Genomic DNA, 21,352 nt, shown 5'->3' with positions numbered 1-21,352 from the left:
CCATGCCAGCAGCACCTCCTCGGCACGTTCCTTCCAGTACCCGACTGCCCGGTGCGCGGTGGCTGCGCAGCAGTTACAGCACCGGAGCCAACAACTGCGTGGAGACGGCCCGTCCGTCGGCCGGCCCCTGGGCCGGACTCCTCGCCGTGCGCGACTCCAAGGACCCGGCCGGACCGGCGCTGCTCTTCTCCCCCGGGAGCTGGGCCGGTTTCACCTCCGGGCTCCGCCTGAAGTGACCTGACGCCTGTGCGGCGGTGCGCGGCTCCACGGCCGTGTCACGCCGACTCATGGCCGCGTTGCGCGGACCGTTCGCACAGCACGTCCGATCTGAGCCTCGGTGAGGTCCGCGCGAGCGGTCAGCCTGAGCCGTGAGATGCCGTCGGGCACGGAAGGAGGACGGAAGCATCCCACGGCCAGGCCGGCCGTACGGCAGTCCGCCGCCCACCGCACCGCCAGTTCCGGAGAGGGGGCGCGCACCGAGACCACGGCGGCGTCCGGACCGGCCGCCGCCAGACCCGCCGCCGTCAGCCCCGTGTACAGCTCCGCCGCCACCGCGCGGGCCCGCGCCGCCCGTTCCGGTTCCCGGCGCAGCAGCCGCAGCGCCGCCAGCGCGGCGCCCGCCGCCGCGGGCGCGAGGCCGGTGTCGAAGATGAACGTCCGGGCGGCGTTGACCAGATGGCCGATCACCCGCGCCGGACCCAGCACCGCGCCGCCCTGGCTGCCCAGCGACTTCGACAGGGTGACCGTCACGACCACGTCGGCCGCGCCCGCGAGCCCGGCGGCGTGCGCCGCGCCCCGCCCGCCGGCGCCGAGCACCCCGAGGCCGTGGGCGTCGTCGACGACCAGTCCGGCGCCCCGCTCCCGGCAGACCGCGGCCAGCGCGGACAGCGGGGCGGCGTCGCCGTCGACCGAGAACACCGTGTCGGAGACGACCAGCGCGGGTCCGTCGTGGGTTCCCAGCGCCTTGCGCACCGCCTCCGGATCGGCGTGCGGCACGACCTGGGTGGTGCCCCGGGCCAGCCGGCAGCCGTCGATCAGGGAGGCGTGGTTGCCCGCGTCGGAGACCAGGAGCGAGCCGTGCGGCGCCAGCGCGGTGACGGCGGCGAGATTGGCCGCGTAGCCGGAGGAGAAGACCAGGGCGGCCTCGAAGCCGCAGAACGCGGCCAGTTCGCGTTCCAGTTCCGCGTGCAGCTCGGTCGATCCGGTGACCAGCCGGGAGCCGGTGGCGCCGGCGCCCCAGTGCCGCGCGCTCCGGGCCGCCGCCCCGGTGATCTCCGGGTGCCGGGCCAGGCCCAGGTAGTCGTTGCTCGCCAGGTCGAGCAGCGGGGAGCGGGCCGGGCGGGGGCGCAGGGTGCGCAGCAGCCCGGAACGGCGGCGCAGTTCCGTCCGCTCGTCGATCCAGCCGAACGCCATGGGGCGGTCCCTCCGGGGTGCGGGGAGCGGCCGCCCGGACAGAGGCCGGCACTCCGGTGTTTTGTAGGCAGTTCACAGACACTAGCGGGGCGGACAGCCGTACACCGTGTGGCAATACCCACACATCGATCGGCCCTCGTTGTACGAAGTCTCTGTGGCCCGGAGCGGTTTCATGCGTCAGGATCGCCTGCCATGGACCTGGACCTGCTGAAGACGCTCGTGGACAAAGGACTGCGGCGCGAGCCGCCGACCCGCGAGGAGGCGCTGGCCGTCCTCGCGTCGTCCGACGACGACCTGCTCGACGTGGTGGCCGCGGCCGGCAAGGTGCGCCGGCACTGGTTCGGACGGCGGGTGAAGCTCAACTACCTCGTCAACCTCAAGTCGGGCCTGTGCCCCGAGGACTGCTCCTACTGCTCGCAGCGGCTCGGCTCGCGCGCCGAGATCCTCAAGTACACCTGGCTCAAGCCCGGTCAGGCGTCCGAGGCCGCCGCGGCGGGCGTGGCCGGGGGCGCCAGACGGGTGTGCCTGGTGGCCAGCGGACGCGGCCCGACCGACCGGGACGTGGACCGGGTCTCCGACACCATCAAGGCCATCAAGGAGCGCAACGAGGGCGTCGAGGTGTGCGCCTGCCTCGGCCTGCTCTCCGCCGGTCAGGCGGAGCGGCTGCGCGCGGCGGGCGCCGACGCCTACAACCACAACCTCAACACCTCCGAGGCGACGTACGGGGACATCACGACGACGCACACGTACGCCGATCGGGTGGAGACGGTGCGCGCGGCGCACGCCGCCGGGCTGTCGGCCTGCTCCGGGCTGATCGCGGGCATGGGCGAGAGCGACGCGGACCTGGTGGACGTGGTGTTCGCGCTGCGCGAGCTGGACCCGGACTCGGTGCCGGTCAACTTCCTGATCCCGATGGAGGGCACCCCGCTGGAGCAGGAGTGGCACCTCACCCCACAGCGGTGTCTGCGCGTCCTGGCGATGACCCGGTTCGTCTGCCCGGACGCGGAGGTGCGGATCGCGGGCGGCCGTGAGGTCCATCTGCGGAGCCTCCAGCCGCTGGCGCTGCACCTGGCCAACTCCCTCTTCCTCGGCGACTACCTCACCAGCGAGGGACAGGCGGGCCGGGCCGACCTGGAGATGATCGCGGACGCCGGGTTCGAGGTGGAGGGCGCCGGCGAGGTGACGCTGCCGGAGCACCGGAGGGGTGACGTCGCCGCCCCGGCGCCGCGGACCGACCTGGTCGCCGTGCGCCGCCGCGGTCCCGGGACGGACCTGGCGCCCAATGCCTGAGCCGACGGCCGCCGGCGCGGGGGGCCTGGCGGTGGCGGAGTTGCTGGAGCTGGACCGGCGGCACGTCTGGCACCCGTACGCGCCACTGCCCGGCCGGACGGACCCCCTGGTCGTCGCCTCGGCGAGCGGGGTGCGGCTGCGCCCGGCGGACGGCTCGCCGGAGCTGGTCGACGGCATGTCGTCCTGGTGGTCGGCGATCCACGGCTACAACCACCCGGTGCTGAACGAGGCGGCGCGCGAGCAGCTCGGCCGGATGAGCCACGTGATGTTCGGCGGGCTCACCCACGAGCCCGCCGTACGGCTCGCGAAGCTCCTTGTCGACATGTCGCCCGATGGTCTGGAGCATGTGTTCCTGGCCGACTCGGGGTCGGTGTCGGTGGAGGTGGCGGTCAAGATGTGCCTCCAGTACTGGCGTTCGCTGGGCCGTCCGGCGAAGCGCCGGCTGCTGACCTGGCGCGGCGGCTACCACGGGGACACCTGGCAGCCGATGTCGGTGTGCGATCCCGAGGGCGGGATGCACGGGCTGTGGGCGGGGGTGCTGCCGCGGCAGGTCTTCGCGGACGCCCCGCCGACCGCGTACGAGGAGGCGTACGCCGAGGAGCTGCGGACGCTGATCGGACGCCACGCCGACGAGCTGGCCGCGGTGATCGTCGAGCCGGTGGTGCAGGGCGCGGGCGGGATGCGGTTCCACTCCCCCGGGTACCTGCGGGTGCTGCGGGAGGCGTGCGACGCCCATGACGTGCTGCTGGTGTTCGACGAGATCGCCACCGGGTTCGGGCGTACCGGAGCGCTGTTCGCGGCGGAGCACGCGGCGGTGACGCCGGATGTGATGTGCGTGGGCAAGGCGCTGACCGGGGGCTATCTGACGATGGCGGCGACGCTGTGCACGGCGCGGATGGCGGCGGGGATCGCCCGGGGCGAGGTGCCGGTGCTCGCCCACGGGCCGACGTTCATGGGCAATCCGCTGGCGGCGGCCGTGGCGTGCGCGTCGATCGGACTGCTCCTCGGGCAGGACTGGCGCGGCGAGGTGAAGCGGATCGAGGCGGGCCTGCGCGCGGGGCTGGCGCCGGCCGTCTCGCTGCCGGGCGTGCGGGACGTACGGGTGCTCGGCGCGATCGGCGTCGTCCAGCTCGACCACGCCGTCGACGTGGCGGCGGCGACGCGGGCGGCCGTGCGGGAGGGCGTGTGGCTGCGGCCGTTCCGCGACCTGGTCTACACCATGCCGCCGTACGTCACGGACGACGCGGACGTGGCACGGATCGGCCGCGCGGTCCGCGCGGCGGCACGGGAGGGGTGAGCGCGCGATGACGGTTGTGGTGATCACGGGGACGGGCACGGAGGTCGGCAAGACGGTGGTGACGGCCGCCGTCGCGGCGGCGGCCGCGGCGGCGGGCCGGTCGGTGGCGGTGCTGAAGGCCGCGCAGACGGGGGTGGCGCCCGGTGAACCGGGGGACGCCGAGGAGGTCGCGCGGCTCGCGGGCGAGCGGGTCACCACCGCCGAGGTCGCCCGCTTCCCCGAGCCGTTGGCGCCCGCCACGGCCGCGCGGCGGGCCGGTCTGACGCCGGTCGCCCCGGCGCGGGTGGCCGAGGCGGCGGAGAGACTGGCCGCCGGGCACGACCTGGTGCTGGTCGAGGGGGCCGGCGGGCTGCTCGTGCGGTTCGACGCGGCGGGCGGCACGCTGGCGGACGTCGCCGGGCTGCTGGGGGCACCGGCGCTGATCGTGGCACCGGCCGGCCTCGGCACCCTCAACGCCTCCGAGCTGACCGCCCGTGAGCTGCGCTCGCGCGGGCTGGTCCCGCTGGGCGTCGTGATCGGCAGCTGGCCGCAGGCTCCCGACCTCGCCTGCCGGTGCAACGTCACGGACCTGCCCGACGTCACCGGCGCCCCGCTGCTGGGCGCGGTACCGGCCGGCGCCGCCGCGCGCCCGCCCACCGCGTTCCGGGCGGCGGCACCGGGGTGGCTCGCGCCGCGGCTGGGGGGCACGTGGGACGGAACGGGGTTCCGGGAGCGGGAGGGGGCGGCGGTTCCCTGAGGCGGGGGCGGAGGCCGGGGCCCCGGTGTCGCCCTCCCCGGACAGGGTGAAGAGGGGCCTGGGCAGGGGTGCGGCGGCCCGGTACGGGGGACACTCGCCGTAACGCGTCCCTTGGCGAGGGGGGTCCCATGCCACTCCGTCCCGACCGTTCCCCGGCCAGGGAGCGGGATGCCGTGCACCATCCCGTGTTCGCCCGCCGGTACGCCCGGTTGAGCGCGGTCGCCGAGACCCGGTTCGGCATGGGGCCGCTCCGCGACCGGCTGCTCGCCGGACTCTCCGGGCGGGTGATCGAGATCGGCGCCGGCAACGGTCTCAACTTCGCGCACTACCCGGGGACCGTCGCCGAGGTCGTCGCGATCGAACCGGAGCGCCTGCTGCGGCAGTTGGCGGTGGAGGCCGCCCTGCGCACGCAGACGCCCGTCGACGTGGTGCCGGGCGTCGCCGAGGCGCTGCCGGTCAAGAGCGAGGGGTTCGACGCGGCCGTGGTCTCGCTGGTGCTGTGCAGCGTCCGGGACGTGCCGCGGGCGCTCGCGGAGCTGCGGCGGGTGCTGCGGCCCGGCGGCGAGGTGCGGTTCCTGGAGCACGGGCGCGGGGGCGGACGGCTGATGACCCTCACCCAGCGCGCCCTGGACCGGACGGTGTGGCCGTCGCTGGCCGGCGGCTGCCACGTCGCGCGGGACCCGCTGGCCGCGCTGCGCGAGGCCGGGTTCACGCTGGGCCCCTGCCGGCGGACGCTGCTGCCGGAGAAGGGGCCCCGGCTGCCGACGTCGTACTGCGTACTGGGCACGGCGTGGCGGGACGGGGAGCCGCGGTGAGCCTTGCCGGGTGACGGCGACAGGTACCGCCGGGAGCCGCGCCGGGTGGTGCGGGGCGCGCGCTGCGGGCACCGGCGGGGACCGGCCCTCACCCCGGCCACGACGCGGACACCCGCCCCGCCGCGCCTCCGCTCAGTCCCGTCGTGCCGGGACCGCCGCCGTCCGCTCGGCCTCCGCAGCGGTCGCCGCTCCGGAGGAGGCCCGTACGCCGGAGTGGCCGCCGCCGCGGTCCATACGGCCGCCGGCGAAGGCGAAGCCGAGGCCGGCGACGGCCAGGGCCGCGCCCACCAGCGCGGGGGACGCCCAGCCCCAGCCCGCCGAGATGACCAGGCCACCGAGCCAGGCGCCCCCCGCGTTGGCCAGGTTGAAGGCGGAGTGGTTGGAGGCCGCCGCCATGGTCGGGGCGTCGTGCGCCTTGGCCATCAGCAGCATCTGGATCGGCGTGGTGATCAGGGAGCCCATGACGCCGATGAAGGTGATCGTCAGCAGCGCGGGCACCGTGCTGTGGACGGTGAAGTAGAAGACCACCAGCGCCACCGCGAGCAGGGCGAGGCCGCCGTACATGGTCGGGCGCAGGGCCCGGTCGGTGAGCGGGCCGGCGATCAGCGTGCCGAGGGTCATGCCGACGCCGTAGAGAGCGAGGACCAGGGTGGTCGAGGAGTCGGACATGCCGGTCAGGTTCGTCAGCATCGGCACCAGGTAGCTGTACACGGCGAAGAACCCGCCGAAGCCGACGACGGCGGTGGCGAGACCGATGGCGACCTGCCGGTTGCCCATCGCCCGCAGCTCGTGCCGGATTCCGGTCTGCCGCCCCCGGGGCTGGTGCGGCACGAACGCGGCCAGCGCCGCCAGGGCGACCAGGCCGATGACGGCGACCGCGGCGTACGCGGCCCGCCAGCCGAACTGCTGGCCGAGGGCGGTGCCGGCCGGGACGCCGACGATGTTGGCGATGGTCAGGCCGAGGAACATCTTCGAGACCGCGCGGGCGGCCCGGTCGGGGGCGACCAGCCGCGAGGCGACGACCGCGCCCACGCCGAACAGCGCGCCGTGCGGCAGACCCGACACGAAGCGCGCCGCGAAGAGCAGGCCGAAGTCGGAGGCGAACGCGGAGGCGAGGTTGCCCAGCACGAACAGCCCGGACAGGAGCAGCAGCAGCCGCTTGTGCGGAAGGCGCGCGCCGGCTCCGGTCAGCACCGGGGCGCCGACGACGACACCGAGCGCGTAGGCCGAGACGAGGTTGCCGGCGTGCGGCACGGACACCCCCACCCCCTCGGCGATCTGGGGCAGCAGCCCCATCGTGGCGAACTCGGTCGTGCCGATGCCGAACGCGACGACGGCGAGGGCCAGCAGAGCAAGTGGCATGGTGCGGGGGAAACCTTTCGGGGACTTCTTGGGCTTCTGGGGTTTTCCGAGACGTCCGAGGGCCGGTTCCCCTCACCAGGGGGCCGGCCTCGCTGGGCACCCTTGCCCGGGGTGTCCCGGAGCGGCCGGGAGCACACGGGGAGTGCAGCCACGGCGGACGGCCGCGCATTCCAAGATCGGGCCGGCCGCCCCGGTGTCGTGCATCACACCGCGGCGCTCTCCCCCGGACCGGGTCCGCCTACCCTGTCCCCGTGTCGTCCGCGCCCACTCCGTCCATCCCGTCCACCCCGCCCGCCGCCCCCCGCCGGCGCCGCGTGGCCGTGCTCGTCCTGGAGGGCGCGAAGCCGCTGGACGTCGGCATCCCGGCACAGGTGTTCACGACGCGCGCGAGCATGCCGTACGAGGTACGGGTGTGCGGGGCCCGGCCCGGCCTCGTGACCGGCGGCGACGGTCTGTCGTACCACGTGGCGGACGGCCTCGACGCGCTCGCCTGGGCGGACGTCGTCTTCGTCCCGGGGTACCGGTTACCGGACCGGGAGGACCCGCCGGCGGCGGTGGTGGAGGCGCTGGTCGCCGCCCATGAGCGGGGCGCGCGGCTGGCCGCGATCTCCACCGGGGCCTTCGCCCTGGCCGCCACCGGACTGCTGGACGGCCGGCGCGCCACCACGCACTGGCACTACACCGAGGCGCTCGCGGCGAAGCATCCGCTGGTCCGGGTCGACGGGAACGTCCTCTTCGTCGACGAGGGCAGCGTCCTCACCTCGGCCGGCGCCGCCTCCGGCATCGACCTGTGCCTGCACATGCTCCGCGGCGACCTCGGGGTGGCCGCGTCCAACCACGCCGCCCGGCGGCTGGTCGCGGCCCCCTACCGCAGCGGCGGCCAGGCGCAGTACGTGCCGCGCAGCCTGCCGGAGCCGCTCGGCGAGCGGTTCGCGGCGACCCGCGAGTGGGCCCTGCACCGGCTCGGTGAGCCGCTCACCCTGGAGATACTCGCCCGGCACGCGGCGGTGTCGCCGCGCACCTTCTCCCGCCGGTTCGCCGAGGACACCGGGTACACGCCGATGCAGTGGGTGATGCGCGCCCGTCTCGACCGGGCCCGCGAACTGCTGGAGCGCTCGCAGCTCAGTGTGGAGCGGATCGCGGCCGTGGTGGGGCTGGGCACCGGCACCAATCTGCGGCTGCACTTCCACCGCGTGCTCGGCACGACGCCCACCGACTACCGCCGCACCTTCGCCCGGGGCGAGTAGCCCCCGCTCACGGGGGCCGGCACGGGCCGGTGCCGGGCCGGCGCGAGACCTGGCGTGATCCTTTCGAACCCTGGCACTCGCGCCGCTGTCCCCGCCCGGCGCCCCGCGCCAGCCTGGTGGCGAACACGGAAAGGGACGTCACTCATGACTCGCATCGCCATCAACGGATTCGGCCGCATCGGACGCAACGTGCTGCGCGCGCTCCTCGAGCGCGACAGCGCCCTCGAAGTCGTCGCCGTGAACGACCTCACCGAGCCCGCCGGCCTCGCCCGCCTCCTCGCCTACGACTCGACGGCCGGCCGCCTCGGCCGCCCGGTCGACGTCGACGGCGACACCCTCGTGGTCGACGGCCGGCGGATCAAGGTGCTGGCCGAGCGGGAGCCGGCCCAGCTGCCCTGGGCCGAGCTGGGCGTGGACATCGTCCTGGAGGCGACCGGCCGCTTCACCTCCGCGAAGGCGGCCCGTGCCCACCTCGACGCGGGTGCGAAGAAGGTCCTGGTCAGCGCGCCGTCGGACGGGGCGGACGTGACCCTGGCGTACGGCGTCAACACCGACGCCTACGACGCCGAGCTGCACACCGTCGTCTCCAACGCGTCCTGCACCACCAACGCGCTGGCGCCGCTCGCCAAGGTCCTGGACGACCTGGCCGGCATCGAGCACGGCTTCATGACGACGGTGCACGCCTACACCCAGGAGCAGAACCTCCAGGACGGCCCGCACCGCGACGCCCGCCGGGCCCGCGCCGCCGCCGTCAACATCGTGCCGACCACCACCGGCGCGGCGAAGGCGATCGGCCTGGTCCTGCCGAATCTCGACGGCAAGCTGTCGGGCGACTCGATCCGCGTGCCGGTCCCGGTCGGTTCGATCGTCGAGCTGAACACCACCGTCGCCCGCGACGTGACCCGCGAGGACGTGCTGGCGGCGTACCGCACGGCCGCCGAGGGGCCGCTGGCCGGTGTCCTGGAGTACTCCGAGGAGGCGCTGGTCTCCTCCGACATCACCGGCAACCCGGCGTCGTCGATCTTCGACTCGGCCCTCACCCGGGTGGACGGCCGGCACGTCAAGGTCGTCGCCTGGTACGACAACGAGTGGGGCTTCTCCAACCGGGTGATCGACACCCTGGAGCTGCTCTCCCGCTGACACGGGAACGTCCGTGGCACCGACGGACGTGGCACGGCTCCCCCTCCCGCCGCGGGCACGGGGGCGCTGGTGTCACGTCCGTTTCCGTCTCCGGCGTCCACATGGCGAAATCCGCTGGCCGGGCCGTAGCCCGGCTGATGGGATCGGCCCATGACCGATCTGCGGATACGGGCCGCCGGCCCCGAGGACCTGGACGCCGTGCTGGCCTTCTGGAAGGTGGCCGCCGAGGGCACCAGCATCAGCGACGACCGGGAAGGCGTCGAACGGCTGATCGCCCGTGACCCCGAGGCGCTCCTCCTCGCCGAGGCCGACGGGGAGCCGGCCGCCACGGTGATCGCCGGGTTCGACGGCTGGCGGTGCCATCTCTACCGGCTCGCGGTCCACCCCGACCGGCGCCGCCAGGGCATCGCGACGGCGCTGCTCACCGCCGCGGAGGAGCGGTTCACCGCGCTCGGGGGACGGCGTGCGGACGCCATGGTGCTGGTGCGCAACGAGCGGGCCGGGCACGCGTGGACGGCCGCGGGGTACGGGCCGCAGGAGCAGTGGCGGCGCTGGGTGAAGCACCTCGTCTCCTGATCCGTCCGGGACACCATGCCTTTCCCCGGCCGTGCGCGGGCACTCTCGCGAGCATGACGTATCGCGAGTGCCCGCCCCCGGGCCGCCCCGCCGGCGTGCGACAGCGCGCGGCCCGTCCCGCCCTGCCCGATCATGGACGGACGACCGGGGGACGGAGGTGAACCGATGACCGAGGTGCTCCTGCTGCTGGCGGCCGTGCTGCTCGCGCTGGCCTGCGGCGCCTTCGTCGCGGCCGAGTTCTCCCTGACCACCGTCGAGCGCGGCGCGCTGGAACGGGCCGCGGCCCGCGGGGAGCGCGGCGCGGCGGGCGCCCTGAAGGCCGTACGGAACCTGACCTTCCAGCTGTCGGGCGCGCAGCTCGGCATCACGGTGACCAATCTGGTGGTCGGCATGCTCGCCGAGCCGTCGGTCGCCGCGCTGCTCGCGGGGCCGCTGCGGGCTCTGGGCGCGTCGCCGTCGACGGCCTCCTCGATCGCGCTGGTGGTGGGCACCGCGCTGTCCACGGTGGTGCTGATGGTCGTCGGCGAGCTGGTCCCGAAGAACTGGGCGATCTCCTCGCCGGTCGCCGTGGCCAAGCGGGTGGCCACCCCGCAGCGCTGGTTCAGTGCCGCGTTCCGGCCCTTCATCACCCATCTGAACAACACCGCCAACCGTGTCGTACGGCGGTTCGGTGTGGAGCCCGCCGAGGAGCTGGCGTCGGCGCGCGGACCGCAGGAGCTGGCGGCGCTGGCCCGGCACTCGGCCAAGGAGGGCGCGCTGGAGGCGGACACCGCCGAGCTGTTCGTGCGGACGCTGAACCTCGCCGACCTCACCGCCGGGCAGGTGATGACGCCGCGGGTGCAGGTGATCGCCCTGGACGACCGGGCGAGCTGCGCGGACGTGGCGAACGCGACGCGGGCGACCGGGCTGTCCCGGTTCCCCGTCTACCGGGAGACGCTGGACGCGGTGGTGGGCACCGCGCACATCAAGGACGTGCTGGCGGTGCCCGCCGAGCGGCGCGCCGAGGTCCCGGTCTCCGAGCTGATGCGGGACCCGCTGCTGGTGCCGGAGACGCTGACCGTCGACCGGCTCCTCGACCAGCTCTCCGGGCGGCGCACCATGGCCGTGGTGATCGACGAGTACGGCGGCACGGCCGGGGTGGCCACGCTGGAGGACATCGTGGAGGAGGTCGTCGGCGAGGTCCGCGACGAGCACGACCCGCACGAGACGCCCGAACTGGACCCGGCCGGCACCGACGAGCACGGTCACGCCCTGTACCGGGCGGACGGCTCGGCCCGGGTGGACCGGCTGGCGCGGATCGGGCTGCGGGCGCCGGAGGGGCCGTACGAGACGGTGGCGGGGCTGGTCGCGGCGGAGCTGGGCCGCATCCCGGCGGCCGGTGACGTGGTGGAGGTGGCCGGCTGGCGGCTGGAGGTCGTGGACGCGGCGGGCCGCCGGGCCGCCGCGGTGCTGCTGCGCGGGCCCCTCGACGACGAGCGGGGCACGGCCACCGGGCCCGGTGGCGTGGAGACCGGTGACGACGGGGAGGCCGGGCGGTGACCGCCGTACAGCTGCTGATCGGTCTGGTGACCCTGGTCGCCAACGCCTTCTTCGTGGGCGCGGAGTTCGCCCTGATCTCGGTACGCCGCAGCCAGGTCGAGCCGCACGCCGAGGCGGGCGACCGGCGGGCGCGGAGCGTGCTGTGGGGGCTGGAGCACGTGTCGGCGCTGATGGCCGCCGCCCAGCTCGGCATCACGCTGTGCACGCTGGTCCTCGGCATCGTCGCGGAGCCGGCGATCGCGCACCTGCTGGAGCCGGTGTTCCACGCGGTGGGCGTGCCGTCCGGGGCCGGGCACGCGGTCTCCTTCGTGCTGGCGCTGGCGCTGGCGACCTATCTGCACATGCTGCTGGGCGAGATGGTGCCGAAGAACATCGCGCTGGCCGAGCCGGTGCGCAGCGCGCTGCTGCTCGGGCCTCCGCTGGTGGCGCTCTCCCGGGCGCTGCGGCCGGTGATCTTCACCGTCAACGCGTTCGCCAACGCGCTGCTGAAGCTGCTCCGGGTCGAGGCGCGCGACGAGGTGCCGGCCACCTTCACCGACACCGAGCTGGCCCAGATCGTGAAGGACGCGAGCGAGGCGGGACTCATCGACGACCGCGCGCAGGAGCGGCTGCACGACGCGCTGGAGCTGGGCCGGCGTCCGGTGCGGGACGTGGTGATGCCCCTGGAACGCGTGGTGCACGCGCGGGTGGGCGTCACGCCCGAACAGGTGGAGCGGCTGTCGGCCGAGTCCGGGTTCTCCCGGTTCCCGGTGGTGGACGACGGCCGCCGGATCGTCGGCTACCTCCACGTGAAGGACGCCCTGGACGCCGCGCCGCGCGACACGGCGTTCCGGCCGGAGGCGATGCGCCCCGTGGCGCGGGTGCGGGAGAACACGCCGCTGGACGACGTCCTGACGGCGATGCGGGCGAGCCGGACCCATCTGGCGGCGGTCCTGGGCGCCGACGGCCGGCCGGCCGGCATGGTGACCATGGAGGACGTCCTGCGGGAGCTGTTCGGCCGGCGGGCGTGAGGCCGTCCGGGCGGCACAGGGGCGGAATCCCGGGGCTCCGACCGGAGCACGGGCGGGGGTACCGACCGGAGCGCGCGCCAGGGTGCCGACCGGATCACAGGCGGGGATACCGACCGGAGCGCGGGCCAAGGTGCCGACCGGAGCACAGGCGGGGATACCGACCGGAGCGCGGGCCAAGGTGCCGACCGGAGCACAGGCGGGGATACCGACCCAAGCACAGGCCAAGGTGCCGACCGGAGCACAGGCGGGGATACCGACCGGAGCGCGGGCCGGGATACCGACCGGAGCGCGGGCCGGGGTACCGACCGGCGGGTACGCCGATGGGTGCCCCGGGATACCATTTTCGTCGCCATGCAGACGAACCCCACCTTCACCAGCCTGGTCGCGGTCGGCGACTCCTTCACCGAGGGCATGTCGGACCTGCTGCCCGACGGCTCCTACCGGGGCTGGGCCGATCTCCTCGCCGCCCGGATGGCGGGCCGCGCACCCGGTTTCCGGTACGCCAACCTCGCCGTGCGCGGCAAGCTCATCGGGCAGATCGTCGACGAGCAGGTGGACGTCGCCGCGGCGATGGGCGCCGATGTGATCACGCTGGTCGGCGGGCTCAACGACACCCTGCGCCCCAAGTGCGACATGGGCCGGGTGCGCGCCCTGCTGACCGAGGCCGTGGAACGGCTGGCCCCGAACTGCAAGCAGCTCGTGCTGATGCGCAGCCCCGGCCGGCAGGGCCCGGTCCTGGACCGGTTCCGGCCGCGCATGGAGGCGCTCTTCGCCGTCGTCGACGACCTCGCCGCCCGGCACGACGCCGTGGTGGTCGACCTGTACGGGGCGCGGTCGCTGGCCGACCCCCGGCTGTGGGACGTGGACCGGCTGCACCTGACCGCGGAGGGGCACCGCCGGGTGGCGGAGGCGGTCTGGCAGGCCCTCGGGTACGAGGCCGAGGACCCGGAGTGGCACGCCCCGCTGCCGACGGCACCGCCGCCGGGCTGGCTGCTGCGCAGGGGCGCGGACCTGAGCTTCGCCCGGCAGCACCTGCTGCCGTGGATCGGCCGCCGGCTGACCGGCCGCTCCTCCGGGGACGGCCGGACAGGCGCCCAGTTCAGCGCTGAGCTGGGCCAAGCGTTCTGGATCACCCCTGCGGACCACAGGAACCCCGGCCCCGTGACGGACTGGCTGCGGGTGGGGCACTGATCCGGAGCCCCGCGCTCCCCGTCCGCCGAACTCCGCCGGTGACGCCTGAGCACGAGGGGGGTTCTTCCAGTACCTGTATCACCAGGGTCTCTCTGTCGGCCGCACGGGCTGCTTAATCTTGAGTTCGGTTCCCGGCCGAGCGCAGGAAAAGCAGTGCGTGAACTGCATGGGCCTGAGCTTCTTCCACGGTGCGCTCCCGGACCCGGCTCAGCTCAACGGCGCGATCGTATCGATCGGGGCATTCGCCCCGGATGCGCGGCCGTGCCGGCGCGATTTCCACGACAGAAAAGACGAAGACCCATGGCGGACATCCGATCCACCACTCACACGGAACTTTTCGATCTGAGGGGGAAGTACGCCCTTGTCACCGGCGGTACCAGAGGCATTGGCCTGATGATAGCGCGCGGCCTTCTCCAGGCGGGCGCCCGCGTCGTCATCAGCTCACGCAAGGCGGACGCGTGCGCGGAGGCACAGCGTCTGCTGTCCGAATTCGGCGATGTCCGAGCCATCCCCGCCGACCTGTCCGGACACGACGAGTGCCAGCGCCTCGCGGACCTTGTCACAGCCGGCTCGGAACGTCTGGACATCCTCGTCAACAACGCGGGAGCGATGTGGCGCGAGCCGCTGGCGACGTTCCCGGACGAGGCCTGGGACACCGTGATCGACCTCAACCTCAAGTCGCCGTTCCGGCTGGTCCAGGCCCTGCTCCCCGCACTGCGCAAGGCGGGCACCGCCGATGATCCCGCGCGGATCATCAACATCGGCAGCATCGCCGCCATCCACGTCGCCCAGTCGCCCAACTACTCGTACGCCGCCAGCAAAGCGGCACTCCACCAACTCACCAGAGTGCTTGCCAGAGAGCTGGGCCCGCAGCACGTCACGGTGAACGCGGTGGCACCGGGAGTGTTCCCGTCGCGGATGATGGCGTCCACGCTCGACGCCGTCGGCGACACGATCGCTGCGGCGGCCCCGCTGCGCCGGCTCGGCCGCGACGACGACATGGCGGGTATCGCCGTGTTCCTCGCCAGCCGGGCGGGGTCCTACCTCACGGGCGCCGTCATCCCGGTGGACGGCGGCATCGCGACGACCGCATCAGGTACCCCTTAAGCTGCGGGACGGAATCACGGCGAGGGGACGGTCACGATGGATTCACGCACCGAGATCCGGGAGTTCCTCAGCTCGCGCCGCGCCCGCATCGCACCCGAGCGGGCGGGCCTGCCCGCTTACGGCGGCAACCGTCGGGTCAAGGGCCTGCGCCGCGAGGAGGTGGCACTGCTGGCGGGGGTCTCGGTCGACTACTACGTGCGCATGGAGCGCGGCGGCCTCGCCGGTGCCTCCGACGGCGTGCTCGACGCGTTGGCCTCGGCCCTGCAACTCGACGAGGCCGAGCGCGACCACCTGTTCCACCTCGCGCGCCGGTCCAGGGAGCCCGGCGGCCCGCGCCGGCGCGGGCCCGCCGTGACGGTGCGCCCGACGTTGCAGCAGGTGCTCGACGCGATCTCCGACGCGCCGGCCTGGATCGGTAACGGCCGTTGTGACGTGCTCGCCATGAACCAGCTCGCCCGCGCGCTGTTCGCACCGGTGCTGGCCGACCCGCGACGACCCGCGAACACGGCGCGGTTCGTCTGTCTCGACCCCGAGGCGGCCAAGGCTCTCTTCGTCGACTACGACCAGGTCGTCGGAGCCGTGGCCGCGAAGCTGCGCATGGAAGCCGGCCGCAATCCGCACGACGCGGAGCTGACCGCCCTGGTCGGTGAACTGTCAACCCGCAGTGAGCCGTTCCGGCAGCGGTGGGCGTCTCAGGACGTGCGGCTGCACCGGTCCGGCCGCAAGCGTATGCGCCATCCGATCGTCGGCCGGCTCGACCTGGACGTCGAGTGCCTGGAACTGCCCGCCGAACCCGGCCTGCACCTCAACGTCTACACCGCGCCCGCGGGCACACCGACCGCGGACCATGTGGCGCTCCTGGCGTCCTGGGCGGCCACCCGGCAGGCGCCCGCGACCGAGTCCGACGCACACAACGGATAGCCCTTCAGATGGTCGGGGTGTCGTCGACGACCGGCCGGTGGATCTCGACGACCGGCTTCCACCCTGCGGAGAATTCGATGAAGTCCGCACGGGTGGGGTAGGTGTCGATCGCGCGACGGTCACGCTTGGGGCTGTCGCTCCCCTTGCGCCCCCGGGGAATCTGCTCCTCGAAGATGTCGACCTTCACGTCGGGAACCTCCTTGAGGCCCTGGCGCCAGATCTGCACGACGTCGGCACCGAACGCCTGCCGGACCGCGGCGTAAAGGGCCGTAAGGGCTCCCTTGTCACCACCGGGGACGAAAAGTGCCAGGTCCAGCACGACACCGGCGGACTGGAGGACCTCGATGGTCGCCGAGCCGTTCTCGTCGGCCACGTAGATCCCGGCTTCGTTCTCGTCGTCGGGAAGGCAGGAGACTTCTTCCTGGAATACGGTTCGCGCCGTGATCGAGCCGCCCTCGAAATCCTCACCGGACTTGACCAGAAAGGCAGGGACATAGCAGTCGGGAAGCTTGAGTTCTGCCGTGTCGGCGGAAACGAAGATCTTGTCTTTCACACCGAGCTTCGCCACCTCTTCCAGCGAGAGGCGGCGAGCGGCGATCTTCTCCGTGTTCACGATTTCCCTTTCAGGTTGCACTGTCCCTCCGAACCAGGACGCTACCACGAAACTCTGAGGTCAACTGCCCAGTAGCCTCTGGGTAATTGGCCTCCGATGACCCGCCCGGGAGGATACTGAAGCGAGTGTCACTCGCATCCGCCAGGCAGTGTCCCTTGTCCTGACGTTGAAGATCAACTGGCGGTTGCATCTCGGTACGTTGGGCACCGCGGAGGAACTAAGGAAAGTTTGGGGTGGATATCACCCATTCGGCGCGCGTCTCGAAGAGCACAGCGGAAAACGACCCAAAAAGTCGCGTACTGCCACACCCTCTTCGGTCAGGAACGCCCTCGGCCGACCCGGGCGGCGGAGCGGCGCCCTCGTAGGTTCCTCCAGTCCACCCCTCGGCGCCGGCCTGCACGAATCGCCAGTAGAATCCGTTTACGTGACTTCCGCTCCCGCCAAGCCCCGCATCCCCAACGTCCTCGCCGGACGCTACGCCTCCGCCGAGCTCGCCACGCTCTGGTCGCCCGAGCAGAAGGTGAGGCTGGAGCGGCAGCTCTGGCTCGCCGTGCTGCGGGCGCAGAAGGACCTCGGCATCGAGGTGCCCGACGAGGCGATCACCGCCTACGAGCGCGTGCTCGACCAGGTGGACCTCGGCTCCATCGCCGAGCGCGAGAAGGTCACCCGGCACGACGTGAAGGCGCGGATCGAGGAGTTCAACGCCCTCGCCGGGCACGAGCAGGTGCACAAGGGCATGACCTCCCGGGACCTGACGGAGAACGTCGAGCAGCTCCAGATCCGGCTCTCGCTGGAGCTGATGCGCGACCGGACCGTGGCCGTCCTGGCCCGCCTGGGCAAGCTGGCCGGGGAGTACGGCGAGCTGGTCATGGCCGGGCGGTCGCACAACGTGGCGGCGCAGGCGACGACGCTCGGCAAGCGGTTCGCCACCGCCGCCGACGAGCTGCTCGTGGCGTTCGGCCGGGTGGAGGAGCTGCTCGGCCGCTACCCGCTGCGCGGCGTCAAGGGCCCGGTCGGCACCGCCCAGGACATGCTGGACCTGCTCGGCGGCGACGCGGGCAAGCTCGCGGAGCTGGAGCAGCGGATCGCCGGTCACCTCGGCTTCGCCCAGGCGTTCACCTCGGTCGGCCAGGTCTACCCGCGCTCCCTGGACTACGAGGTCGTCACCGCGCTGGTGCAGCTCGCGGCGGCGCCGTCCTCGCTGGCGAAGACGATCCGGCTGATGGCCGGGCACGAGCTGGTCACCGAGGGCTTCAAGCCCGGCCAGGTCGGCTCGTCCGCCATGCCGCACAAGATGAACACCCGCTCCTGCGAACGCGTCAACGGCCTGATGGTGATCCTGCGCGGCTACGCCTCGATGACCGGCGAGCTGGCGGGCGACCAGTGGAACGAGGGCGACGTGTCCTGCTCGGTGGTGCGCCGGGTGGCCCTGCCGGACGCGTTCTTCGCACTGGACGGGCTGCTGGAGACGTTCCTGACCGTGCTGGACGAGTTCGGCGCGTTCCCGGCGGTCGTCGCCCGGGAGCTGGACCGGTACCTGCCGTTCCTCGCCACCACCAAGGTGCTGATGGGCGCGGTCCGCGCGGGCGTCGGCCGTGAGGTCGCGCACGAGGCGATCAAGGAGAACGCCGTCGCCACCGCGCTGGCCATGCGCGAGCAGGGCGCCGAGCGCAACGACCTGCTCGACAAGCTGGCCGCCGACGACCGGCTGCCGCTGGACCGGGAGCAGCTCACCGCGCTGATGGCCGACAAGCTGTCCTTCACCGGTGCCGCCGCCGGCCAGGTGGCCGCCGTGGCGGCACGGGTCGAGGAGATCGTCAAGCAGCACCCCGAAGCGGCCGGCTACACGCCCGGCGCGATCCTCTGAGGCGCGGACGGACATGCCGCGCTTCACCCCGGCGGAACTGGAGGCCGCCCGCGACCGTCTCGTCCCGGACGTCGTCGCGGACGGCCTGCGGGTGCTGTTCTGCGGTATCAACCCCGGCCTGATGACGGCCGCGACGGGCCACCACTTCGCGCGTCCCGGCAACCGGTTCTGGCCGGTGCTGCACCTGTCCGGGTTCACCCCGAGGCTGCTCAAGCCGTCCGAGCAGGGGGAGTTGCCGGCGTACGGACTCGGCATCACCAATGTCGTGGCGCGGGCCAGCGCGCGGGCCGACGAGCTGACCGCCGAGGAGTACCGCGCGGGCGGGCGGGAGCTGGCGCTCAAGGTGGCGCGGCTGCGGCCCCGCTGGCTGGCCGTGGTCGGTGTCACCGCGTACCGCGCCGCCTTCGACGACAAGAAGGCCCGAGTGGGGCCGCAGGAGCGGACGATCGGGGAGACCCGGGTGTGGGTGCTGCCCAACCCGAGCGGGCTGAACGCGCACTGGACGGCCGAGACCATGGCGGAGGAGTTCGCCCGGCTGCGGATCGCCGCCGAGGCGGCCGAAGCGCAAGGAGTCACGGCGGAGCCTCCTCCGTGACGGCGGCCAGGAGCTGGACCTCGTCCGCCGCGTCCCGGTCGGCGACGGCGAGCGCGACCCAGCGGCCGGTCCCCCGCGCCTGGCGCACATAGGCCACGCGCGCGCGGGCGGACAGCTCGGCCCACGGCTCGGTGATCTCCCCGGCCCGCTCGGTGCGCAGCAGCACCGTCTGCAGACCGAGGATCTCCGACTCGCCCCAGCGCCCGGCCAGCAGCGCGTCGACGGCGTCCCGCTCCTTCTCGTACTGCCCGGCCGTCGCCGCACGCTCCGCCGGGTCGCCGCCGCGCAGGCCGTGACTGCCGCTCAGCACCACCAGGTGGTGGCCGTGCCCCGCCGGGAAGGGGCGGAAGCACAGCTCGTCGATGAGGGCGATGTGCCGTGCGATGTCCATGGCTCCAGTAAAGCGGCCACCACTGACAACTGGCTGTGCGTCAGGCGACCCGGCGACGCGGCCGCCACCCGCCCGCCGGCACGGCGGCAGACGCGTGCAGAGCACCGCCACCCGCGCGCCCGGTCCGGGGTTCCGGGTGATCCGGCCCCAGTTCGGACGACGAGAACCCCGGAGTGCGCGGGCGGCGGCGCGCGGGGCGGCGCTCGCCGCGTCCCGGGCCGCCGAGTACGATCCGCCCCACACGCGCACGAGCTGGGAGGACGGACGGTGGGGCGGCTGACCGGCGGGGACCCCTCGCTGCTGCGGAGGATCAACTCCACGGTGGTGCTGCACGCGCTGCGCGCGACGGACTGCGCCACGCTGACCGAGATCACCCGGGTGACGGGGCTGTCCCGGCCGACCGTGGAGGGCGTGGTCGACGGGCTCATCGAGGCCGGTCTCGTGGTGGAGACGGCGCCCGAGGAGGGCACGGCCCGGCGGCAGGGACGGCCGGCCCGCAGGTTCCGGTTCCGCGCGGAGGCGGGGCATCTGCTGGGGCTGGAGATCGGTCCGCACCGGGTCTCCGCGCTCCTCGCCGACCTGGACGGCACGGTGCTCGGCACCCAGGCCAAGGACGTCGACGAGAGCGCGCCGGCCGACGAGCGGCTGGAGCGGCTGCGCGGCGCCGTCGCCGAACTGCTGCGCCGGGCCGGGGTGGCCCGGGGTTCGCTGCGGGCGGTGGGGGCGGCGACGCCGGGGATCGTGGAGGCGGACGGCACGGTGCGGCTGGGCACCGCGCTGCCCGGGTGGACGGGGCTGCGGCTGGGCGAGCGGCTGGGCCGTTCCTTCAAGTGCCCGGTGCTGGTGGAGAACGACGCCAACGCGGCGGCGGTCGCCGAGCACTGGAAGGGCGCGGCCACCGACTCCGACGACGTGGTGTTCGTGCTGGCCGGGCTCAGTCCGGGAGCGGGGGCGCTGATCGGCGGCCGGCTGCACCGGGGGTACGGCGGGGCGGCCGGGGAGATCGGCGCGCTGCATCTGCTGGGCCGCGAGGCGACGCCCGAGACGCTGCTGTCCACCACCGGCGAACCCTTGCATCCGCTGGACGAGCAGGCGGTGGCGAAGGTGTTCGCGCGGGCCCGCGACGGTGACGGGCGGGCCCGCGCGGCGGTCGACCGGTTCATCCGGAGGCTGGTGCACGACGTGGCCGCGCTGGTGCTGGCCCTCGATCCGGAGCTGGTGGTGGTCGGCGGCTGGGCGGCCGGCCTCGACGGTGTACTGGAGCCCCTCCGCCGGGAGCTGGCCCGCTACTGTCTGCGGCCCCCTCGGGTCGCGCTGTCCCTGCTGGGCGAGGCGGCGGTGCCGACGGGGGCGCTGCGGCTGGCCCTGGACCACGTGGAGGAGCAGCTCTTCGCGGTGGAGGGCACGACGGCACGCCGCTGAGCGGCCGCCCGCCGGAGCCGTGTACCGTCAGCGGGCCCCGGCCGCGGCTCCCTCGTGGAACTCCACGTCCCCGGCGTCGCCGAAGGTCAGCCGGCAGGTGTCCGCGCGGTACGTGGCGACGCTCAGGGCGGCGGTGGCGGACTCGGTGGCGTACCGGGTGGTGACGACGAGGACGGGGGCGCCGGGCAGCCGGTCGAGTTCCCTCGCCTCCTCGGTCCGGGCGGAGCCCAGCTCGACGGCGCTCTCCTGGCGGGCGAGGGTCAGGCGGCGCAGCTCGCGCAGGACGGCGCGTGCGCCTGCCTCCCCGGAGGGCGCGTCGGACGTGGTGAGGCCGGGGACGGAGGACGCCGGGACGTAGAGGAGTTCGGCCGCGACCGGCTGGTCCTGCGAGACCCGGGAGCGCCGTACGGTGTGCACGGGTTCGTCCCGGCCGGTGCCCAGGGCTTCGGCGACCGCCGGGGGCGGTGTCGCCCGGGTGCTGTCGACCGGCTGCCAGGCGGCGTCGGCCGCACCGGGCCAGGCGTGCCGCCGGGTGCCGACGACGACGCCCACGCGCGGTGGCGCCACGGTCGTCCCCACCCCGCGGCGGCGCTGGAGGCGGCCTTCCAGCTCCAGCTGTTCCAGGGCCTGCCGGAGCGTGGCACGGGCGACGCCGAAACGGGCGGCGAGATCACGCTCGTTGGGGAGGATCTCGCCCACGGAGAACTCCGAGTCCAGCGCCTCGCTGAGTACGGTCCGCAAATGCCAGTACTTCGGTTCCTGTACCGCTTCCAGCTGCGTGGTCCCCACCCTGTCCTCCGCGGTCGCCGGGTCCGGCGGC

General features: G+C 73.9%; 21 protein-coding genes. 16 read left to right on the top strand and 5 right to left on the bottom strand.

Annotation, left to right across the window (positions count from 1 at the left end):
* Positions 1-2 precede the first annotated feature (2 nt).
* Positions 3-236 (top strand): DUF397 domain-containing protein, encoded by a 234-nt coding sequence (locus Sdagh_RS03585; protein WP_190011011.1) that lies wholly within the window; start codon positions 3-5, stop codon positions 234-236.
* A gap of 49 nt (positions 237-285) precedes the next feature.
* Here Sdagh_RS03585 and Sdagh_RS03580 read toward each other — a convergent pair whose 3' ends face one another.
* Complete coding sequence (locus tag Sdagh_RS03580; protein ID WP_189421516.1) at positions 286-1,413, bottom strand: 8-amino-7-oxononanoate synthase; 1,128 nt, start codon at positions 1,411-1,413, stop codon at positions 286-288.
* Between the two features lie 198 nt (positions 1,414-1,611).
* On the opposite strand from Sdagh_RS03580, the gene bioB reads away from it, so the two are divergent.
* From bioB to Sdagh_RS03560, 4 genes are all read left to right on the top strand, one after another.
* Entirely contained in the window at positions 1,612-2,703 is a 1,092-nt protein-coding gene (gene bioB / locus Sdagh_RS03575; protein WP_190077892.1) for a biotin synthase BioB, read from the top strand.
* A complete protein-coding gene (locus tag Sdagh_RS03570) occupies positions 2,696-4,000 on the top strand; it encodes an adenosylmethionine--8-amino-7-oxononanoate transaminase (protein WP_190077880.1) in 1,305 nt (434 codons plus the stop codon). Before bioB ends, Sdagh_RS03570 begins: the two co-directional genes overlap by 8 nt.
* 7 nt (positions 4,001-4,007) lie before the next feature.
* Positions 4,008-4,736, top strand: a complete 729-nt coding sequence (gene bioD, locus Sdagh_RS03565; RefSeq protein WP_190077879.1) for a dethiobiotin synthase — start codon at positions 4,008-4,010, stop codon at positions 4,734-4,736.
* A gap of 128 nt (positions 4,737-4,864) precedes the next feature.
* Positions 4,865-5,551 (top strand): class I SAM-dependent methyltransferase, encoded by a 687-nt coding sequence (locus tag Sdagh_RS03560; RefSeq protein ID WP_189421513.1) that lies wholly within the window; start codon positions 4,865-4,867, stop codon positions 5,549-5,551.
* A gap of 132 nt (positions 5,552-5,683) precedes the next feature.
* Here the strand turns inward: Sdagh_RS03560 and Sdagh_RS03555 are convergent, their stop codons facing one another.
* Positions 5,684-6,913 carry an MFS transporter gene (locus Sdagh_RS03555; RefSeq protein ID WP_190077878.1) on the bottom strand — a complete coding sequence of 410 codons (1,230 nt, stop codon included), beginning with the start codon at positions 6,911-6,913 and terminating at the stop codon, positions 5,684-5,686.
* Positions 6,914-7,164: 251 nt separating this feature from the next.
* Between Sdagh_RS03555 and Sdagh_RS03550 the strand changes: the two genes are divergently transcribed.
* The 8 genes from Sdagh_RS03550 to Sdagh_RS03510 all read left to right on the top strand — a co-directional run bounded on the left by Sdagh_RS03550 (position 7,165) and on the right by Sdagh_RS03510 (position 15,644).
* Positions 7,165-8,160 carry a GlxA family transcriptional regulator gene (locus tag Sdagh_RS03550; protein ID WP_370594867.1) on the top strand — a complete coding sequence of 332 codons (996 nt, stop codon included), beginning with the start codon at positions 7,165-7,167 and terminating at the stop codon, positions 8,158-8,160.
* Positions 8,161-8,304: 144 nt separating this feature from the next.
* Complete coding sequence (gap, locus tag Sdagh_RS03545; protein ID WP_189421511.1) at positions 8,305-9,300, top strand: type I glyceraldehyde-3-phosphate dehydrogenase; 996 nt, start codon at positions 8,305-8,307, stop codon at positions 9,298-9,300.
* Positions 9,301-9,450: 150 nt separating this feature from the next.
* Entirely contained in the window at positions 9,451-9,876 is a 426-nt protein-coding gene (locus Sdagh_RS03540) for a GNAT family N-acetyltransferase (protein WP_189421510.1), read from the top strand.
* Positions 9,877-10,041: 165 nt separating this feature from the next.
* A complete protein-coding gene (locus Sdagh_RS03535; protein ID WP_190077877.1) occupies positions 10,042-11,415 on the top strand; it encodes a hemolysin family protein in 1,374 nt (457 codons plus the stop codon).
* Entirely contained in the window at positions 11,412-12,425 is a 1,014-nt protein-coding gene (locus Sdagh_RS03530; RefSeq protein WP_189421508.1) for a hemolysin family protein, read from the top strand. The genes Sdagh_RS03535 and Sdagh_RS03530 overlap by 4 nt, the downstream gene beginning before the upstream one ends.
* Before the next feature lie 351 nt (positions 12,426-12,776).
* Positions 12,777-13,616, top strand: a complete 840-nt coding sequence (locus Sdagh_RS03520) for an SGNH/GDSL hydrolase family protein (RefSeq protein ID WP_190077876.1) — start codon at positions 12,777-12,779, stop codon at positions 13,614-13,616.
* A 300-nt stretch (positions 13,617-13,916) separates the two neighbouring features.
* Positions 13,917-14,723 (top strand): SDR family oxidoreductase, encoded by an 807-nt coding sequence (locus Sdagh_RS03515; protein WP_190077875.1) that lies wholly within the window; start codon positions 13,917-13,919, stop codon positions 14,721-14,723.
* Positions 14,724-14,759: 36 nt separating this feature from the next.
* Complete coding sequence (locus tag Sdagh_RS03510; protein WP_190077874.1) at positions 14,760-15,644, top strand: helix-turn-helix transcriptional regulator; 885 nt, start codon at positions 14,760-14,762, stop codon at positions 15,642-15,644.
* Between the two features lie 4 nt (positions 15,645-15,648).
* On the opposite strand, the gene Sdagh_RS03505 is transcribed toward Sdagh_RS03510, so the two are convergent.
* Positions 15,649-16,257, bottom strand: a complete 609-nt coding sequence (locus tag Sdagh_RS03505) for a hypothetical protein (protein ID WP_189421504.1) — start codon at positions 16,255-16,257, stop codon at positions 15,649-15,651.
* A gap of 424 nt (positions 16,258-16,681) precedes the next feature.
* On the opposite strand from Sdagh_RS03505, the gene purB reads away from it, so the two are divergent.
* Both purB and mug read left to right on the top strand, forming a co-directional pair.
* Positions 16,682-18,124: an adenylosuccinate lyase gene (gene purB, locus Sdagh_RS03500; RefSeq protein ID WP_190011002.1), complete on the top strand. Its 1,443-nt coding sequence runs from the start codon at positions 16,682-16,684 to the stop codon at positions 18,122-18,124.
* Positions 18,125-18,137: 13 nt separating this feature from the next.
* Entirely contained in the window at positions 18,138-18,719 is a 582-nt protein-coding gene (gene mug / locus Sdagh_RS03495; protein ID WP_190077873.1) for a G/U mismatch-specific DNA glycosylase, read from the top strand.
* Here the strand turns inward: mug and Sdagh_RS03490 are convergent.
* Positions 18,697-19,110, bottom strand: coding sequence for a hypothetical protein (locus Sdagh_RS03490; protein ID WP_190077872.1), 414 nt, complete (start codon positions 19,108-19,110; stop codon positions 18,697-18,699). The two genes, mug and Sdagh_RS03490, sit on opposite strands and share 23 nt — an antisense overlap.
* A gap of 267 nt (positions 19,111-19,377) precedes the next feature.
* Here Sdagh_RS03490 and Sdagh_RS03485 point away from each other — a divergent pair, with 267 nt between their 5' ends.
* The gene (locus Sdagh_RS03485; protein ID WP_190077871.1) at positions 19,378-20,532 is read left to right on the top strand and encodes an ROK family transcriptional regulator; all 1,155 of its coding nucleotides are present in this window, start codon (positions 19,378-19,380) and stop codon (positions 20,530-20,532) included.
* A 27-nt stretch (positions 20,533-20,559) separates the two neighbouring features.
* Here the strand turns inward: Sdagh_RS03485 and Sdagh_RS03480 are convergent, their stop codons facing one another.
* A complete protein-coding gene (locus Sdagh_RS03480; protein ID WP_190077870.1) occupies positions 20,560-21,321 on the bottom strand; it encodes a GntR family transcriptional regulator in 762 nt (253 codons plus the stop codon).
* Between the last annotated feature and the right edge of the window lie 31 nt (positions 21,322-21,352).

Origin of the sequence: Streptomyces daghestanicus, from assembly GCF_020521275.1 — a bacterium.
In the GTDB taxonomy this organism is placed as follows: Bacteria; Actinomycetota; Actinomycetes; order Streptomycetales; family Streptomycetaceae; genus Streptomyces; species Streptomyces griseoviridis.
This window is presented reverse-complemented; position numbering and strand designations above follow the sequence as displayed.

Coding starts and splice junctions, on each gene's coding strand:
- Sdagh_RS03535 (WP_190077877.1), top strand. CDS start 10,042: ATGACCGAGGTGCTCCTGCTGCTGGCGGCCGTGCTGCTCGCGCTGGCC.
- Sdagh_RS03510 (WP_190077874.1), top strand. CDS start 14,760: ATGGATTCACGCACCGAGATCCGGGAGTTCCTCAGCTCGCGCCGCGCC.
- Sdagh_RS03580 (WP_189421516.1), bottom strand. CDS start 1,413: ATGGCGTTCGGCTGGATCGACGAGCGGACGGAACTGCGCCGCCGTTCC.
- Sdagh_RS03585 (WP_190011011.1), top strand. CDS start 3: ATGCCAGCAGCACCTCCTCGGCACGTTCCTTCCAGTACCCGACTGCCC.
- Sdagh_RS03515 (WP_190077875.1), top strand. CDS start 13,917: ATGGCGGACATCCGATCCACCACTCACACGGAACTTTTCGATCTGAGG.
- Sdagh_RS03520 (WP_190077876.1), top strand. CDS start 12,777: ATGCAGACGAACCCCACCTTCACCAGCCTGGTCGCGGTCGGCGACTCC.
- Sdagh_RS03490 (WP_190077872.1), bottom strand. CDS start 19,110: ATGGACATCGCACGGCACATCGCCCTCATCGACGAGCTGTGCTTCCGC.
- Sdagh_RS03560 (WP_189421513.1), top strand. CDS start 4,865: ATGCCACTCCGTCCCGACCGTTCCCCGGCCAGGGAGCGGGATGCCGTG.
- Sdagh_RS03570 (WP_190077880.1), top strand. CDS start 2,696: ATGCCTGAGCCGACGGCCGCCGGCGCGGGGGGCCTGGCGGTGGCGGAG.
- mug (WP_190077873.1), top strand. CDS start 18,138: ATGCCGCGCTTCACCCCGGCGGAACTGGAGGCCGCCCGCGACCGTCTC.
- Sdagh_RS03540 (WP_189421510.1), top strand. CDS start 9,451: ATGACCGATCTGCGGATACGGGCCGCCGGCCCCGAGGACCTGGACGCC.
- bioD (WP_190077879.1), top strand. CDS start 4,008: ATGACGGTTGTGGTGATCACGGGGACGGGCACGGAGGTCGGCAAGACG.
- gap (WP_189421511.1), top strand. CDS start 8,305: ATGACTCGCATCGCCATCAACGGATTCGGCCGCATCGGACGCAACGTG.
- Sdagh_RS03555 (WP_190077878.1), bottom strand. CDS start 6,913: ATGCCACTTGCTCTGCTGGCCCTCGCCGTCGTCGCGTTCGGCATCGGC.